Genomic DNA, 16,943 nt, shown 5'->3' on the forward strand with positions numbered 1-16,943 from the left:
CTTTAAAAGTCTTGTTTTTGCAGGTCATAATAGCTGATGCTGTTTGCCGGTTTGGGCGGGCCAAGTACCTGAACGGGTGCGGGGCGCTTGGGGTCAACAAGCGCAGTAACTATCGACAGCATATCCTGATAGTGTGCCTTTGTTTGCTTGGAAGGGGTATGCATAATTGCACCCTTCAATTTTGATTTTAAAGCATCGGCATAGCCGCGCGTAAGCGCTATGGCACCTATGTTGCTGCCTTCGCGTTTGGTGTCGATGATCAGCCCCAGGCTATTAATATATGTCCTTTGCAAGGCCATGTGATATTCGCTAACCGGCTTGCCGGATACCAGTTCAGGCCAGATGATTGATTCCAACGCATTCAGGTAAACTGGCAACGAGATGGTTTTCTCTGCCCCATACCGGTCAGAAAGTGCATTGATATTGTTCATTACCTTCAGATCTAAGAGCGAAGCTGAAAGGCATCTCTGCCCCGGTTCAAACAGATAATTTTTTAAGGCCGGGGGTAATCCCTTATCCTGTATGGCTTGGGTAGCCAGCCATTTCGGCTCCGTCGAAAACAATTCCCGGTTTAAAAAACTAAGGGCATCTTTTTGCCTGCTCAGCGGTACATAAGTGTAAACGGGGGCGTTAGTCTCGGTACCACGCGGGTTATAATAAATAGTTCCAAATACCGCCGTTACATTACTGATATAAGTAAAAAATTCGTTTTGTACTTCACTTGCTATGCTTCCAAGCGGACTGGTCGATGTAGAGTATATGACATCCTGATCTTGTGTCCAACCAGCAAGTTGGGGAACTATTTTCTTTAAGTTTTGAATACCATAGAATCCGGCTTTTACAGGATCATTACCCAGGCTTTGAGATAGTGCCCTTGCATCCATCTGGTTGTCTTTTACCTCCGGACTGAAAAATAAACGGTTGTTCGTTTTTAAAGAATCAATAATTCTTTCGTGCTGATAATTTCGCTCTTCATTCGCATCCTTAAATTGAGGTAACCAGCGGTAGCCCCAGTCTATCGCCCATTTATCATATTCGCCCACTCTTGGCAAAAGTTCTGCCGGCTTAAAACTATCCTCGGGCGTAGCGGTATAATTAACCAATACATCCTTAAGAATACTGGGGCTGATGCCGTGCTGCCTTACCCAGTTACGATCTTTGATCTTTTCTACCGGTACCGTAGCAGATGCACCGGCATTATTAACCAGGCCAAGCGTATAGCCCACGTTCCTGCTGACTATGGCGCGTAACAATTCACCCATCAGGGCATCAGGAAACATCATTTTCCGGGCTGTAGGGTCGACATTACCGGCCTGTACCATATAAACGTCGTGCAGTTCCTGTAATATATTATGATCTACATGGATATTGGCGTGAATGATCTCGCCGCTGCGGGGATCGATAACCGTGCCCGATTTTATGGCAAAAGATGTTGAAGGCGCATAAACAATGGTATTAAAACGATCGTCCCGGGTATCCCATGTCGTATCACCAGAAGTTGTTTCTTTTGCGCAGATGGCGTTTTTATAACCCGCACGCTCAAACGCCTGCTGCCAGTCGTTAACTGCCCGAATCAAATAAGGCACCCATTTTTTGGGCGTGGCAGGGTCTATATAAAATACAATGGGCTTTTGCGGTTCAACAAGTTCTCCTTTTATGTAACGCTCCATATCGGCCCTGCGTGGCTCCAATCGCCACCTGCAAATTTCGTTAATAGTTTTAGCTCGCTGTGGGTCCAGGTCAAAATCATTGTAATTACGGGTAATATAACCAACACGTTCATCAGCAAGCCTTATTTGCATAGGTGTTTTGGGTAGCAGCATAAATGAGGCGCTCATCTTCAATGTTTTCGCACCGGGTTGTGCCGAATACGTTTTCACCATTTCAATATCCATATTTTTAGGATAGGCATAAACCGATTCGATATATGATTTGTCTGTCTGGATACCCTGCACCTGTACGTTTTCTTTCAATTTCCCGGTAATTATGCTTTGATCGCCGTTAAGATAATCGGTCATATCGATCACTACAGATGAATCCTTGCCGTAGGTTTTAATATCGAATACCGAAAGTACCGGCTGCAGGTTATTATTCATTAAAGCCCGATGCAGACCATAGGCCGATGTATCGCTCGCTTTATCACGATAAACCAGCTGTTTGATAAATAACTTATTATTGGGCGCTTTTGCAAAACTGATCTGTGCATCGCCCAGATCGTCGCCGGCAAAGCTTAAAACGGACCTGCCATACGGCGAAGCCGCACCTTTAGTAATACGGCTGATGATGTGGATATCCCTTTCCATCAGGGAATCAGGCAGCTCAAAATAAAAGCGGTCTTTTAATTTAATGATCTTAAAAAGGCCGCTGAATATTTTAGCGTCACTGGTAATAACTTTGTTGTAGGGTTGCACCGTACCGAAGGCGGCAGTGGTATCCTTTACTACAGGTGAAATGTTAGTTTTCTTGTTTTTACCTTTCTGCTTTTGTGCAAACGTAGTTTGCGACGAAATCAAGTTAAACAATAATGTAAATGCGGTCACAATGATGGCTGCGGTAGTGCGTTTGTTTTGCATGTGATTTGTTAAACATCACCAGGCCACAGTAGTTATAACTATAACCTGGTGATTGATTTTGAATATTAATAGCCCGGATTTTGGGTTAATTGTGGTGCTTTTTTCACCTCTTCTATCGGGAGTGGATATAATACAGCAGTAGGCTTCCAGGTAGAAGCCTTCAAAGCCCCTAAAATACCGTTAGCACGGCCTGTTCTTTTTAAATCAAACCAACGGCTGGCAAACTCCAGAAACAATTCGTGCTGCCGCTCTTGTAAAACGGCATCAATCAAATCTTTGCTGGTTGATGCAGTTGTATTACCGAGCCCTGCGCGGCTGCGCACAATATTTAAATCGCTTTGAGCACCTCCAATATTCCCTTGCTTAACACGCGCTTCTGCTCTGATTAAATATTGTTCTGATAGCCTTAAAACAACATCGTACTCGCTTGGCTTTTGATTGGGGTTGTAATCTTTGTACTTAGCTCCATAATAATAGTCTGTGCCTTGATAGTTGAATGTATTGATCCAATGGGTCTTTCTCAGATCGCCGGACTCAAAACTGTTGATAAGGCCGGGTAACAGCACATATTGTGGGCCATACAAAGCTCCGTAAAGGCTGCTGGTTCCATAATAGGTTGCATCAGTTGTTAGTGTATGGCCGGTTGACTTTTCGGGGTTAATGGCCCATATCGTTTCGGGGCTATCCTTTAAAAATACTTTGTCAATATTTCCCCCGGTTTGCAAACTGTACAGACTATTTGATATAACCGCCGAGGCCGCGCGTTCCGCGCCAGCATTGTCACCCGTAGCCAGGTACGCCTTAGCCAATAATGCCGCAGCCGCGCCCTGGTTGGCCCTGTCGCGCCTGTTATTGTAGGAAGTATAGTCTACCGGAAGGTTTTTTTGCGCATCAACCAAATCGGCGATGATTTGTTTATACACGGTAACAGTATCAGATCTACCCGCGGCTACGTTAGTTTTTACATCCGTGGTGGTAATGACCGGCACCGGCCCCAAAAAATTGGTAAGGTAATAGTGGCTCAACGCACGCACAAATTCCGCCTCGCCGGTGTAGCGCAATTTTGCCGCGTCACTCATCCCCTTGGAGGCTTGAATGTTTTCGATTATACTATTGGCCTGAAAAATTGTTGCGTACATGCCAGACCATAAATTTTGTATGTTACCATTATCAGGCGTTAAGGTATTCGTGCCAAAATCCAGGTAAAAAGAATAGGCATTGGTAGGGTCAGACTCATCTGCAGACAAGCTGCCCAGGTAGCCAATTGTTGTGTACGGAGAACTGCTATTGATAAGGCTTGCGTAAAGGCCGGTCATAGCTGTTCCAGCACTGGCATCTGTTCCAAAAACCGCAGAAGGTACAGATTCGGTTTTTGGCGGATCAAGTTCTACCAGTTTTTTACAGCCGGTTGTCAACAGCGCGATCAACAGGTAAAGGAAAAAAAGCACCCTGTTTTTCACGTCTGAATTTGTGGATTTCTTGCTGCCGGAGCAAAGCAATCTATTTAAATGAGTTGTAGTCATGATGTTAAAATGAAAATTGTAAACCTCCAACAAAAGCACGTAAAGGGGGTACCGCAACAGGACCGGTTTCGGGATCGATGCCCGGATAAGATTTTCCGCTAAGTGTAAACACGAAAAGGTTTTGCCCGCGCAGATAAACGTTGATCGCTCCTGCTCCAAGTTTTTTTGTAACCTGAGCAGGCAAATTGTAGGATAAGGACAAGTTGGTTAACCTGGCGTATGATATCTTGCTAAGCAAAGCGTCTGACTGTCGAAAGTTATTAAAGTTGGAAGAATAGCTCCTTGAAGAAAAAAGTTTAGATAATCCCAGGGAACGCATTTGCGACACAATAGCCTCGGGTACATTGGATAGACCACCCGGAGGTGCCGACAGATAAGATAGAATGCCTTGATCAACCGCTCCAACGGTATATTGAAAAAACACATTAAGCTGTAAGCCTTTATACCTGAAGGCATTCCCTAAGCCGCCAGATAAATCCGGCGTGCTTTTTCCGGCGTAAAGCAGGTCGCCTATTCCCGTGTTGTAGCCCTGGCTTGTTGTTATTACACCGTCTTTATCAACGTCTTCATAAGTTGGTAATCCGTTGGCACCAATGCCGGTGTAGTGCAACAAATAAAGCGCTGAAAGAGGTTTACCTACAACATACGCCGAAGCAAAAATAGATTTGTCAAGTCCGGCGTATGACAAAAGCTTATTCGAAGCAAAGCCGGCATTAAAGGTACTTGACCAGGAAAAGTTAGCTGATTTGATATTATTACTAACTAAAGTAAATTCCCAGCCGGAATTTTCAACTGTTGCGTCAAAATTCTGGACGTAACTATCAAAACCAGTTTGTGTAGGCAATGGGGTTGGCAACAGCTGGTTTGAAGTAACTCCACGATAATATACTGCACTTAACAATACTTTATCCTGAAATAAGCCGATATCTAAACCGACATCAGTTTTATGTGTTGTTTCCCATTTAAAGTCAGGGTTTGCCAATCTTACCGGGGATAAGCCATTAGCTCCTGAATAGTAATTATTTACGTTACTGGAGTAAGTAGACAGGTAAGAGTAATTTGATACACCATCACTACCAATTGAACCATAGCTGGCACGCAGCTTTCCAAAGCTGAACCAATCGGGTTTGTTTTTCAGCCAGCTTTCGTTTGTGAAAATCCATGCGCCACTCACCGAGCCAAAGTTGCCATAAAGGTTATTTGTTCCAAATTTCGAAGAACCGTCGCGTCTGAAGTTAGCGTCTAAAACTATCCTTTTATCCCAAATATAATTTACACGGCCAAGTAACGAAGCATAGCTATAAGCGTTATATCCGTTAAATATTTGGTAATTGGTAGCCAGGGAAAGGTTATTTAAGAACTGATCTGACGGAAAGCCGCTTGCACTGATCAAAAAAGGTTGTTCGTATACCGTTTTTTGTAATGTACCACCTACAAACGCGGTTAGGGCCCCTTTGCCTACGGTTCTATGGTAGTTTAATTGTGGTTCTACCAGTAAGTTTTGGTTGTACGATTCGGTGTAGGATGCAGAAGGCGTTGCATAAGCCAATTGGGAGGGATCAAACGATGTAGACGGCTGTAGGGAGTTTTGATTTGACTGTGTTTTATTGTAACCTAAGTTTACCTGCGCATCTAAGCCCGGTAAAATGGAATACTGCAGGTTTACACTCGTACTGATGTTGGTCATCGCATTTTGGTAGCTCATATTAAGCTGCGATAATGGATTAGCAATCCCCGGTATCCCGTTATACCAATATAATTGGCCTGCGGCGTTGTAAAGCGGAAAATTAGGGGGTAAGGTAAAAATGGTTCGATAAAAATCAACGTTGGCCAGATTACCGGTAGCATTGCCAATCAAAGCCGACACAGATGTTTTAAAACGCTGGTCGTCACTGGCATAAGTTAAACCAAAATGAACCCCGTAATTGCTTGAAGAACGGTCATCATCAAAAATTGAACTCTGACGACCATAACTACCCGAAATGATAAATGTTGTTCCGCCTGAACCTCCTGAAAAGGACAAATTTGAACTCACCGTATGGGACGGTTTCCCCAGCAAAAGCGATTTAAAATCAGTTGGGGTTGTTTGGCTCCACTGTGTAAGGTCCGGCGCGTTGCCAGCGGTGGGGGTCCTGCTATCGTTTACAAATGCCTCTTTTCGCAGTGCGAGGTAATCGGTCAGGTTAAGTACCGATAAAGATGAGGGCACATAGCTATAGCCGGTATTCACACTGGCTGACATATTTGCTTTACCTGGTTTTCCTTTTTTTGTAGTGATGAGGATGACGCCATTTGCTCCTCTTGATCCGTAGATACCGGTAGCGCTTGCGTCTTTTAATACTTCAATACTCTCGATATCATTGGGGTTGATGGTAGCTAAAGGGCTGCCGTTACCATTGGGGCCGACCAGATAGTTATAGGTCCCGTTCTTATCAGCGTTTGATGATTGCTGATTAATAGCTGCCGCAGGGAACGGCACACCATCCACAACAAACAGGGGCACGTTTTTGATAACATTGGTACTATTTATTACATTGGCGTTGGTGTTGATAGAGCTTTGCCCACGTATCTGCACATCAATATCCGAACCCGGCAAACCGCTTGTTTGCCTTATTGTTAAACCGGCAACACGCCCTTCAAGTGCTTGCAGAACGTTGGTTACAGGCTGGTTAGCGATGTCGCTTGTTGTTACCTTTGCCGACGAACCTGTACTATACCGCTCACTGGTAGTTTGTCCATAACCTAATACATGAACCTCATCCAATTTATTATTATTAACCTTCAGGGTTACAGTGCCTAAATTACGGGTTATGGGAACAGACAATTCTTCGGTGATAAATCCCGTATAAGATATACGCACGGTGGCATTAGGCGGCACACCAGCCATAGTGAAGTAGCCGTGATTATTGGTAAGAACAACTCTTTGCAGACCAACAATTACTACGGTAGCACCTGGCAGGGTTTCGCCAGCTTCGCCTACAATGGTTCCCGAAAGCTCGTCTGACCCGGAGAGGTTTTTCAACTTCGCAGGATCAGTTGTCCCGCGTGTAATAACTATGGTTTTGTCATAGATAAAATATTGCAGGCTCACCTTGGGTAAGCAAGAGGAAAGCACAGTCCTGATATCTGCTTTTTTAAAATCAGCGTCTACAAAAATGTTAGCCAAATCTATCTGTCCTGTTACAAACACGTAACCGGTTTGGTTTTTGATAGTTTTTAAAACTTTCGATAACGGAGCGTGTTTAAATTTCAGCGTAATGTTGTTATCCGTTTGGGCGTGCGTAGTATTGAAAAATAATACCAATAATAATGTTAGCGTCATTAGTCTGAGAACTGGCGCTTGAAACTCTTTTAGGGAGATTTTACGAAAAAAAAGAGCAAAAGAATTATATTTCATTAATTTTGCTATTAATGGGTTAATAAATTAATTACTTGATGATTTCCCCTAAGGGATGTTTAATCCGTATTAGCCGTGAAGATAGTTCAGTATCTTTGCGGTTTTTTTTCAGGATTAATGAGAGTGTAATATGAGTCTTTAGTCTATTTTTTCCATATCTTTTGGTTTAGGTACAACAATCAGTTTATTTCCTTCAATTCTAAAATTCACATTTAACCTCCCCAAGATCGCAAACAATTGCGATGCCTTTACATCGCGATAGATATCACCGTCGATGGTAATGTCGGGCACTTTACCTTCATATTCAACTTTGAGATCATACCAGCGAGCAATTTGCCTTAAAGCACTATTTAGTGGGGCATGCTCAAAATGGAACAGGCCATTTTTCCATGCCATCGCCATTTCTATGTCAGCCTGTACCAGCTTAATATTATCGCTGCCAGCCTTAATAACTGCCTGCTCACCCGGGTGCAGCAATTCGTTATGTGTGTTATTACTAATACTTGCGCTGCCTTCAACAAGTGTTACCGCCATCACTGGCTCGTCCGTGTAACTATTGATATTAAAAGCGGTACCAATGTCGTTAACAGACTGCCCGTTAACCATCACTTTAAAAGGCATTTTCGCGTTATGAACAACTTCAAAGTAGGCTTCACCGGAAAGTTTTACAATTCGCTCCCTTCCTGAAAAGGTAATGGGATACTGTAAAGTGGACCCTGCATTCATCCATACTTTTGTTCCATCTGGAAGAATGACATTGAACTGCCTGCCGTTGGGAGTCGTCAAGGTATTATAAGCAATTGAAGATGGTGAAACAGCGCCTTTGTTATAAACGATAGCGCTATCACTCGAGATTTGAATATGGTTGACCGATTTGAGCGACTGGATTCCCGATCCGGATTTTCCAAGTACTACACGCTGACCATTGGCTAAGGTAAGAATTGCGCCGCTGGTGCCTGGCAAAGCATCTGTTTTAACAGTTGCTGACTGGTACGCTGTCTGCTTTTTAGACTGTAAATAAAAAAAAGATCCAGCAGCAACGAAAAGTATGATCGAGGCCGCAGCAACGTAACGTGGCCATCGCCTGATAACTGCAGGCTGCCGTGTGAGCCTGATATTTTGCTCAATCGCATCAAAAATATCAGCCTTTAGGTTGCTTTCCTCGTCAGGATGCTCAGCTTCCCATTCATAAGGTTTTAATTGCTCAAGGCGAAACCAATTGTTAAGCAATTCTCTTTCCTGTTGGGTAGCGGAGCCATCCAGGTATTTAGCAACAAGTTCATCTAAGTTTTCAGGGCGCATCGTTTACAGCAACTTTACTGTATGTACCAAAATGATGGGTGCAACCCTTGCTCAGGTTAAAATAATTTTAATTTTTTGTAATCTTATGTCATTATTGACAACTAATCGTGGACCTGGACGATCTGCTGACAACTTTATCGCAGAAAATCATAAAAAGAACATTAACAATTTAAACATAAAAATGATGAGAACAATCAATTCCTGGATCAACTTCAATGGCAAGGCCGAAGAAGCATTCACTTTTTACAAATCAGTTTTTGGCGGAGAGTTCACAAAGATCATCCGTTTCAAGGACCTATCGAGCGCTGAATTTTCTGTAGCAGACAATGAGGCAAATAAAATTATGCATATTGCTTTGCCTATTGGCAAATACAACGTATTAGTGGCCAATGACGTTCCCGAATTTATGGGCCGGGTAAACGAAAACGAAAACCGGTCTAAAATATTAGTGAGTGCAGAAAGCCGTGAAGAAGCCGACGAAATATTTAACGGGCTATCAGCAGGTGGAAATATCGAAGGAGAAATTGGCGATAGCCCCTGGGGCACCTACGCCGGAATGTTCAGGGACAAATATGGCATTGAATGGATTGTGGAATTTGATCCCAATTATAACTGAACCGATGGACGCCAGAATTTTCCTTTAAGATAGTGTATCCCGGGTGCCAAAAAACGTCCGTTGTATGAACATTCGGGCGGAAAGTGTTACTTTTCACATAGGCGGAGCGCTCTGCCCCGGTCACTTCCTGCACTTGATAGCGGCGTTAAAGTTCAAGCATAGAAGCAACAGAACACTAGGCCAGGCGCCATTTAATGATCTTGGTGTGAATTTCAAAACGTAGTTTACTATGATTGCAGTTAGATAATTGCTTTACTCGGAAGTAATGTTATCTGAATAAATGCCAGGTTGCTGATGCTGTTAATAAAGATAGCATTCCGGAAGCTTTGAGATTTGCACGGATCAGTTTCAATCCTTTTGTAAGGTGGCCTTCCACTGTTTTTTCGGCTATGTTAAGCTCTTCTGCAATCTGCGCATTACTCCAGTCGCGTATACGGCTGTAATTAATTACCAGGGCGCACTTCTCCGGCAGTGCTTCTAACAATCCGGCCAGATATTCTTTAATAAATAAATCTTCAATCCTATCATCTACGGCTGCTAACTGTAAATCACCAACGTCGGCCAATTCGATATGCCGGTATCTTCGTTCCCGTTCAATCTGCTTAAAGACTGAAAATTTCACTGCGGTTGCAAGATAACTGCCCGCATTCCTTACTTCAATATTCGTACGGCGGTTCCATAAACTAATAAATACTTCCTGAACAATTTCCTTGGCAGAAGACTTATCGCGTAAAAGATTATAGGCAATAGCGAGTAACTTATTCCAGTAGCGATCATAAAGCGTAGTAAAAGCTAAGTGATTACCCTCTAACCGGATCATTTCCAGCAGAACTTCATCACTACAACTTCGTAACACCTCTGTTTGCATTAAGCATCAATAGTTTTCCAAAGATAAATGTAGTAAAATTTTCAAACAACAAAGCAACGGTTACTATTTTAAAGGTTTACAAAGTCTATTTAGGATATTTTGATTAAAATTTTGCCAAAAAATGCAAAAGATGTCAAATACATATTAAACTATTGGAATAAAATTGCGAAATATGCTTGATCTGATCTTCAAAGGTCCTTATTAATAAATTGATTAGAAGTAATCACCCTTAAAAAGCAATAAATTTCTATCCGGATCCAACAATATTTAGCACGAAGAAAACTCAGGAAATCCGGTCGCTTACTTATTCGAACAGATCTATCATAATATTTCTTAATGCTTAAATATTTACCTATCCGACCAATAATCTGTTACGATTATGGCTAGCATGTGTTAAGATCGTTTTCGTAAATTTATTATTCAACGTTAAAATGAGCCACAAAACCACCCCTGGGAAGACATTTTACTTGAATACTTTTTTTGTTACTCCTTTCATCACATCAAAGGGATCAGGGATATATTTTCCGGAATCTTATTGTGTGCTTTGGTGTTGATGAACGAACGCCGGGCCTTGGGCGTGATGTTATTCGTGGCGACAATCATTCCGGTTTCCGATATGATTACTGTACACCAAAAAAGTTATACCAGTGTGCCGCAAGCGATACCGCACATTGTAGCCACCATTATTTGTTCAGTAGTAGGCATACTTTTGTTGACAGCTAAACCTTCAATAAAAGCTCCATCAAAAAATAGTGATACATTAAACTGATCACTTAAAGGGAGGCTAAAAAAAAGACTTACCAAACGATGCTTTCAGCTATCAAAAAAAATTAATACAGCAATATTATAAAGAGACAACAAAAAACAAACATCATGGAACAATTAAGAATTTACACCCTGGCTGATAAAGAAACAGCGGCACAATATTTAACAGCAAATTGGGCTAAGCACAGAATAAACCTTCCGAAGTTCGGCTTTGAGGTGAAAGGCGTTTGGATCGGCAATACACCCGGTATTGCAAACCAGGTCATCGCCCTGGTATCCTTTCCGGACAATGGCGATGTCGATCAAATGACTGAGCGCTATTTGAAAAGCCAGGAATTTGCCGCTGATACCGCAGGCTTTGACAGAAAAAAAATTATTAATGTAGAAACAAAAATTTTAAGGTCTGCAAGCTAATCGGCTTTGCCGTAGCATGATTTAATACACAATTTGCTCGCAGGTTGTGTATTTTTGGTTTTTATCCCGTTCAAAATGATGATATGATAAACAGCTTACTGAACAGCATACAAAAGGTGATTGCGCTAAGCCCGGCAGAGATAGATATCGTGACATCTTTGTTTAAAGAAAAGATCTACAAAAAAGGAGATTTTTTTTTACAAGAAGGGCGAATTTGTAAACAAGTAGGTTTTGTGGCAAAAGGATTAATGCGGTTCTATATTAATCAGGATGGAGAGGAAAAAATATACGATTTTTCCCAGGAAAATGAATTTGTATGCAACTACGAAAGCTTTCTTCCACAGGTTCCTTCGTCAAAAAATATCCAGGCGTTAGAGGACAGTATCGTTTTTGTGATTTCGCATGCCGACCTGCAACTATTTTATGCCAACGTTCGCGGAGGGGAACGTTTTGGCCGAGTCGCCATTGAAGCAGTCTTTTTAAAAATGCTGCAAGACATCAGTGCCTTATATGCGGAAACGCCTGAACTGCGTTACGAGCGTTTTTTAAAAAACCATGCAGATCTGCAACAAAGGATATCCCAGTACCATATTGCCTCCTTTGTCGGGGTAAAACCACAATCGCTAAGCCGTATCCGTAAAAGAATTTTTACCCAGTTCTGATTAGATAACCCAGGTGCATTATATATTGAAACGATGACTAAGGCAGACATGCCTTAAGAATTTGTGGGAATGTTTGCAGGTTTTTCCGATGCGATCAGGCAGGGTGAATTTGAAACGTTCAAAACTGACCTGGAAAATCTCTTAGGCAGAAAACCAATTTCAGTAAAGAAATTTTTGCAAGGATTTTACGCTACCGCCAGTTAAAGAACGTATAAAAACGCTATACTTGTTAATAAAGGTTTATTAATTGTGTTAAATCAATAAAACAAATGCGGAAACAATCTTTCACTCTGGTAAGCAGATTTTGGCTTAAAGCCATATGCTTTGTTCTCCTGTTTTTTATTTTTAATACTGAAACAAAAGCGCAGGTTGTCAACAGTGATGAACAACCTGCATTTATTAATTCGCCCAATAAAAGCGTGAAGAATCCGGGCAGGCATGTGTTCAGGTATACTAACCCAATTACACAAGACACCACTATTTCTATGCGCGATTATTGCATCATCCGGGTAGGCAGCAAGTGGTATTGTACAGGTACGTCATTGCCCGTATGGACAGGGCCAAATCCCGGTGTAAGGCTTTTGGTCTCTGATGACATGATCCATTGGAAACAAGATTCATGGCTGATAGACGCAACCAAACTCGCGCCCGACTGCCCGTATAACGGCAGGTTCTGGGCGCCTGAAATTCATTTTATGAAGGGTAAATACTGGCTCATCGTCAACAGCGGAAAAGTGACGCCGCAAGATCCAAAAGGAATGGCCAAACACAGTATATGGTTGTTCAGCGCTGATAAAGTTACGGGCCCCTATAAATTGGTTAACGGTCCTTTGACGCCGCAATATAATAACGATGCCACCTTATTTGAGGACTCGGACGGCCAGGTTTACATGTATTGTAGCGGCAACGGCTTGTTCCAGGCAAAATTAGACCTGGCAAAAGGCGAAATCATTGGTGAACTACAAAAATTCCGCACCGCCCGCGACACAGCCAATCCGCGCTGGATGTGGGGAGGGATTGAAGGCCCGTTCGTTCTCAAACGCGAGGGCATATATTATATGTTTTTCTCGACCTGGACAAGAGGGTATGAAGTGGGCTTGCTAAAATCCAGGTCTCCATTAGGGCCCTGGGAACTGGCCTCGCCAGACCCGATTTTCGGCACCCGTAAAAAGGCCTATAGAGGGCAGATCGCTGACGTAGCCGGAAATTTTGAAGATACTAAAGACCCCTATTGCGAAACTGGGCACAATTCAATTTTTGAGGGCCCAGATGGAAAATTATGGAGTTCATGCCACTTTGTTTTTTACAAGGGACAGCCCTTTCCCTCGGTCAATGAAATGGCTGAACCCAAGCCCCAAATGGGTATTGAACCGGTGTATTTCCGTAACGGCTTATTTACTATAGATGGGCCGACCTGGAAGGAACAAACGGTTAAATACTAATTTGTACGGTTTAAACTGGCGTTACATTTCGTAGAATATTGTCCGCTTTGCCTATAGGTTTTTGCAATAATTGAAAGAGGGTATTTGCTGATATTATTGTCTTGAATTTAAAAACCTATTATCTTGAAACGGACATTAATAAATATGATAATCTCATAACGCTTGAATGGCATCGCTTTGAACTGATAAAACATTTACAATGAATAAAATAAAATTATCGCTGGTTTTTACTTTGTTATGCGCATTAATGATGGCATTTACCAATGCTAATCATCCAGCTGATTCAAATCAAATTGCCGCCAATTTCACGTTGCCGGTAATAAAAAAAACAAATGGAGTAAAACAATTATATGTTAACAATAAGCCATACCTTATTATTGGAGCTGAATTATTAAATTCTTCAGCATCAAGCATTACGTATATGAGCGATATATGGAAACGCGCTAAAGCGCTGAATGTTAATACTATATATCTACCTGTAACCTGGCAGCATGTCACGTCCTGAAAAAGGTTTACACATTTTACTGATTAATCCTGTTTCAAGTTTACACTTTATTTTAGTCCTGTAATGGGTTTACAGTTTTATAAAGATAAAGAATAACTGTTGTTGTTTGCTTGTAGTGTTGGAATGTGGGAAACTCCTTCAGTTTTCCATATTCCAACACGTTTTTCTTTTTTTGCTTCTTTTTTTCTTTTTGTTATCTCCTTTCTTTTTGTTTAAAAGCTATGCCATCACTTTTGCTGTCGGATGGTTAAGCAGATTTCTCCACCGGCGCTTGATCGGGCCGGTTTGCGTGTGCGCCTTTTCCGGTGTCATCATATCCACGCTGCTGTGCGGCCTCATCCGGTTGTAAATATCGATGGCTATTTTTGCCGAACACTGCGCTTGATTACTATTCGAATAAGCATCTTCAAGCAGCTCCTGTTTAAGTATCCCGTTCACTCTTTCTGCAATAGCGTTGTCTTTGGGGTTGCCGCTTTGGGTCATGCTGATATTGATAGTATTAGATTTTAATAAGGTTACATAGCCGTCGCTACAGTATTGTGAGCCACGATCGGAATGATGTATTAATGGCTTATCGCTTGCCCTCCCTTTTAACGCCATTTCCAAGGCTGTCAGCGGCCCCTCTGCCGACAAATCAATATGCATACAGAAGCCAACAATCTTACGGCTATAAGCATCCGTTATCAGGCTCAGGTAAGCGAACTTCTTCTTTCTCAGACGTATGTAGGTAATATCACTTACCCATAACTCATCTGCGCGGCTTAACCTGATGTCCTTTATAAGGTCGGGATATTTCTTCATCCAGTGATTGGAATCTGTTGTTTGGGGCTGACTGCGCCTTCTCTTTACAATCAGTAAATCATTTTCCCGCAACAAGTCAAAAAGCAGATCCCTGCATATATACATGTCATGACCTTCCATAAATGGTTCCATCATCACATGCAGTTTCCGGCATCCAAGCCGAGGCTGAAAAGTACGGTGATAGAGTACTTGCTGGATAAGCAGGTCCTCCTCAAGCGATTTTTTGCCTGACAATTTCTGGTGCTGATAGTACGCCTGCGGTGAATGACCAAGCAGTCTGCAAAACCCACGAAGACCGCGTGGGCAACTTTGCATTTTCATTTGGACTGCCTGGTGCCATGTTTTTTTCGCAGGTCGATGCCGAGCTCCTTACTGGATATATCGAGCATAAAATCCTGCAACTCGATCTTTAGCCGCGCCTCGCGTAATTCCTTTTTCAGTAGATTTATGTCATCAGGTATCGGTAATTCTTCCTTCACCACCCGGACTATTTCTCTGGCTTTTTTTGGCTTATTATGTTTTGACATCACAATACGATGTACTTGATCACGGCTTATTCCGTACTTCGCTGCTAATATACGGTAACCTAATCCTCCTTCATTATGATCATAAAGGATTGCTGACACATTTTTATATTCCATTTTTGGTTTATTTAATGTGTAAACCTATTTCAGGACTAGACAGCAATTCGAGCCACAAGAAGGCAAATTTGATTACTCAATTGTGGATAGCCACATCAAAAGCGCAGATGAAAATGGTTTGAAGCTAATATTTTTATGGTTTGGAAGTTGGAAAAATGGAGAATCACATTATACTCCAGATTGGGTAAAAACCGACATGGGACGTTTCCCACGTATGTTGCTAAAAGACGGAAAAATTTCAAATGTTATCTCAAACATTAATAAAAATTGCTTATCGGCCGATATTAAGGCATATAAAAAGTTAATGCAGAGAATTGCCCAGGTAGACAAGCATGGTACTGTAATTATGATGCAAGTTGAGAACGAGGTTGGTCTTTTGGGAAGTTCAAGAGATTTTTCTGCTGAAGCGAATAAACTATTTGAGCAACGTGTTCCAAGCGAATTAATTAAGTATATTAATGCCAATCGTGATCAAATAAACCCCAATATTTACAAGCCATACGCAGATAATGGCTCAAAAACCGAGGGCACTTGGGAAGAGGTTTTTGGAAAATCACCCAACACAGATGAGATTTTTATGGCTTGGAATTATGCTAAATACGTAAATGAAATTGCTAAAGCAGGTAAGTCTATATATAATTTGCCCACTTATGTTAATGCCTGGGATGCTGCCGGCGGCAATCTCATTCCAGGTGTTTGGCCCAGTGGCGGACCAAATTATCTGATGCTTGACATTTGGCAAGCAGGAGCTCCTGCTATTGATATTCTGGCAAACGATAATTATTCCAATAAATTTGGATTATCGGCCAACAATTTTGTTCATAACAACAATCCTTTGCTCATCCCTGAAGCCTGTGCAATTTGGCAGAATGATACAATAAGTGCCGGTCCGAAAGCCTTTTTTTGTTTTGGGCATCTTAAAGCGATGGGGTTTTCACCGTTTGGTATTGATCATTCCGTATACCGCAATAACCATCCGATAAAGAATGCTTATAAAGTATTAAATAATTTGATGCCCTTAATTTTCAAGGCTCAGGCAGATGATAAAATTAATAGTTTTATGGAAGGAGATGAAACTTCACCAGAATCCTTTAAACTGGGGGATTTTATATTTAAACCCAATTATAAGATCCAAAAGGACCCGCTGATTAAAGGATATGGCCTGATCATGCAAATATCGAAAGATGAATATATAGTTGCCGGAAATGCATGTAGCATAACGCAAATGTCTGCTGATGTCGGCAAACCAAACTCGCAACTTCTCTCGGTTGAAGAAGGGAAGATTGTTGACGGAAAATGGATGAAAAACAGAATTATAAACGGTGATGAGTTTGGAATAAAATTACCACCTAACCCCTATGATTTAGCTTCAGATGTGCACCTTAATGAAGTCACCGTACTTAAAGTTAAACTTTTTAATTATTAAAACACAAC

The 16,943-nt window shown here is 41.8% G+C and carries 13 protein-coding genes and 1 pseudogene; 7 read left to right on the forward strand and 7 right to left on the reverse strand.

The features are described 5' to 3' along the window. Positions 1-2: 2 nt before the first annotated feature. The 4 genes from MUCPA_RS09160 to MUCPA_RS09175 form a co-directional block, all read right to left on the reverse strand. On the reverse strand, positions 3-2,573 hold the full coding sequence (locus MUCPA_RS09160; protein WP_008505939.1) for a zinc-dependent metalloprotease: 2,571 nt from the start codon (positions 2,571-2,573) through the stop codon (positions 3-5). Between the two features lie 65 nt (positions 2,574-2,638). Further along, on the reverse strand, positions 2,639-4,096 hold the full coding sequence (locus MUCPA_RS09165; protein ID WP_008505940.1) for a RagB/SusD family nutrient uptake outer membrane protein: 1,458 nt from the start codon (positions 4,094-4,096) through the stop codon (positions 2,639-2,641). A 4-nt stretch (positions 4,097-4,100) separates the two neighbouring features. After that, on the reverse strand, positions 4,101-7,418 hold the full coding sequence (locus MUCPA_RS09170; RefSeq protein WP_050982055.1) for a SusC/RagA family TonB-linked outer membrane protein: 3,318 nt from the start codon (positions 7,416-7,418) through the stop codon (positions 4,101-4,103). A 213-nt stretch (positions 7,419-7,631) separates the two neighbouring features. Beyond that, positions 7,632-8,795 (reverse strand): FecR family protein, encoded by a 1,164-nt coding sequence (locus MUCPA_RS09175; RefSeq protein WP_008505942.1) that lies wholly within the window; start codon positions 8,793-8,795, stop codon positions 7,632-7,634. A gap of 184 nt (positions 8,796-8,979) precedes the next feature. Between MUCPA_RS09175 and MUCPA_RS09180 the strand changes: the two genes are divergently transcribed. Beyond that, positions 8,980-9,411, forward strand: coding sequence for a VOC family protein (locus MUCPA_RS09180; RefSeq protein ID WP_008505943.1), 432 nt, complete (start codon positions 8,980-8,982; stop codon positions 9,409-9,411). A 268-nt stretch (positions 9,412-9,679) separates the two neighbouring features. Here the strand turns inward: MUCPA_RS09180 and MUCPA_RS09185 are convergent, their stop codons facing one another. After that, positions 9,680-10,279, reverse strand: coding sequence for a sigma-70 family RNA polymerase sigma factor (locus tag MUCPA_RS09185; protein ID WP_008505944.1), 600 nt, complete (start codon positions 10,277-10,279; stop codon positions 9,680-9,682). A gap of 499 nt (positions 10,280-10,778) precedes the next feature. Here MUCPA_RS09185 and MUCPA_RS09190 point away from each other — a divergent pair, with 499 nt between their 5' ends. From MUCPA_RS09190 to MUCPA_RS09210, 5 genes are all read left to right on the forward strand, one after another. Next, positions 10,779-11,048 (forward strand): DUF4267 domain-containing protein, encoded by a 270-nt coding sequence (locus tag MUCPA_RS09190; RefSeq protein ID WP_262493000.1) that lies wholly within the window; start codon positions 10,779-10,781, stop codon positions 11,046-11,048. 104 nt (positions 11,049-11,152) lie between these two features. Beyond that, a complete protein-coding gene (locus tag MUCPA_RS09195; protein ID WP_008505945.1) occupies positions 11,153-11,458 on the forward strand; it encodes an NIPSNAP family protein in 306 nt (101 codons plus the stop codon). 83 nt (positions 11,459-11,541) lie between these two features. After that, the gene (locus tag MUCPA_RS09200) at positions 11,542-12,120 is read left to right on the forward strand and encodes a Crp/Fnr family transcriptional regulator (protein WP_008505946.1); all 579 of its coding nucleotides are present in this window, start codon (positions 11,542-11,544) and stop codon (positions 12,118-12,120) included. A 269-nt stretch (positions 12,121-12,389) separates the two neighbouring features. Beyond that, entirely contained in the window at positions 12,390-13,562 is a 1,173-nt protein-coding gene (locus tag MUCPA_RS09205; protein WP_008505947.1) for a glycoside hydrolase family 43 protein, read from the forward strand. Between the two features lie 199 nt (positions 13,563-13,761). Then, positions 13,762-14,067 carry a hypothetical protein gene (locus MUCPA_RS09210; RefSeq protein ID WP_157543852.1) on the forward strand — a complete coding sequence of 102 codons (306 nt, stop codon included), beginning with the start codon at positions 13,762-13,764 and terminating at the stop codon, positions 14,065-14,067. Between the two features lie 219 nt (positions 14,068-14,286). Here the strand turns inward: MUCPA_RS09210 and MUCPA_RS09215 are convergent, their stop codons facing one another. Further along, on the reverse strand, positions 14,287-15,189 hold the full coding sequence (locus tag MUCPA_RS09215; RefSeq protein ID WP_008503962.1) for an IS3 family transposase: 903 nt from the start codon (positions 15,187-15,189) through the stop codon (positions 14,287-14,289). Next, entirely contained in the window at positions 15,186-15,509 is a 324-nt protein-coding gene (locus tag MUCPA_RS09220; RefSeq protein ID WP_008503961.1) for a hypothetical protein, read from the reverse strand. The genes MUCPA_RS09215 and MUCPA_RS09220 overlap by 4 nt, the downstream gene beginning before the upstream one ends. Positions 15,510-15,561: 52 nt before the next feature. Here MUCPA_RS09220 and MUCPA_RS39675 point away from each other — a divergent pair. Beyond that, positions 15,562-16,935, forward strand: a pseudogene (locus tag MUCPA_RS39675) (GH35 family beta-galactosidase); the annotation flags it as partial. Between the last annotated feature and the right edge of the window lie 8 nt (positions 16,936-16,943).

The organism is Mucilaginibacter paludis DSM 18603 (assembly GCF_000166195.2).
In the GTDB taxonomy this organism is placed as follows: Bacteria; Bacteroidota; Bacteroidia; order Sphingobacteriales; family Sphingobacteriaceae; genus Mucilaginibacter; species Mucilaginibacter paludis.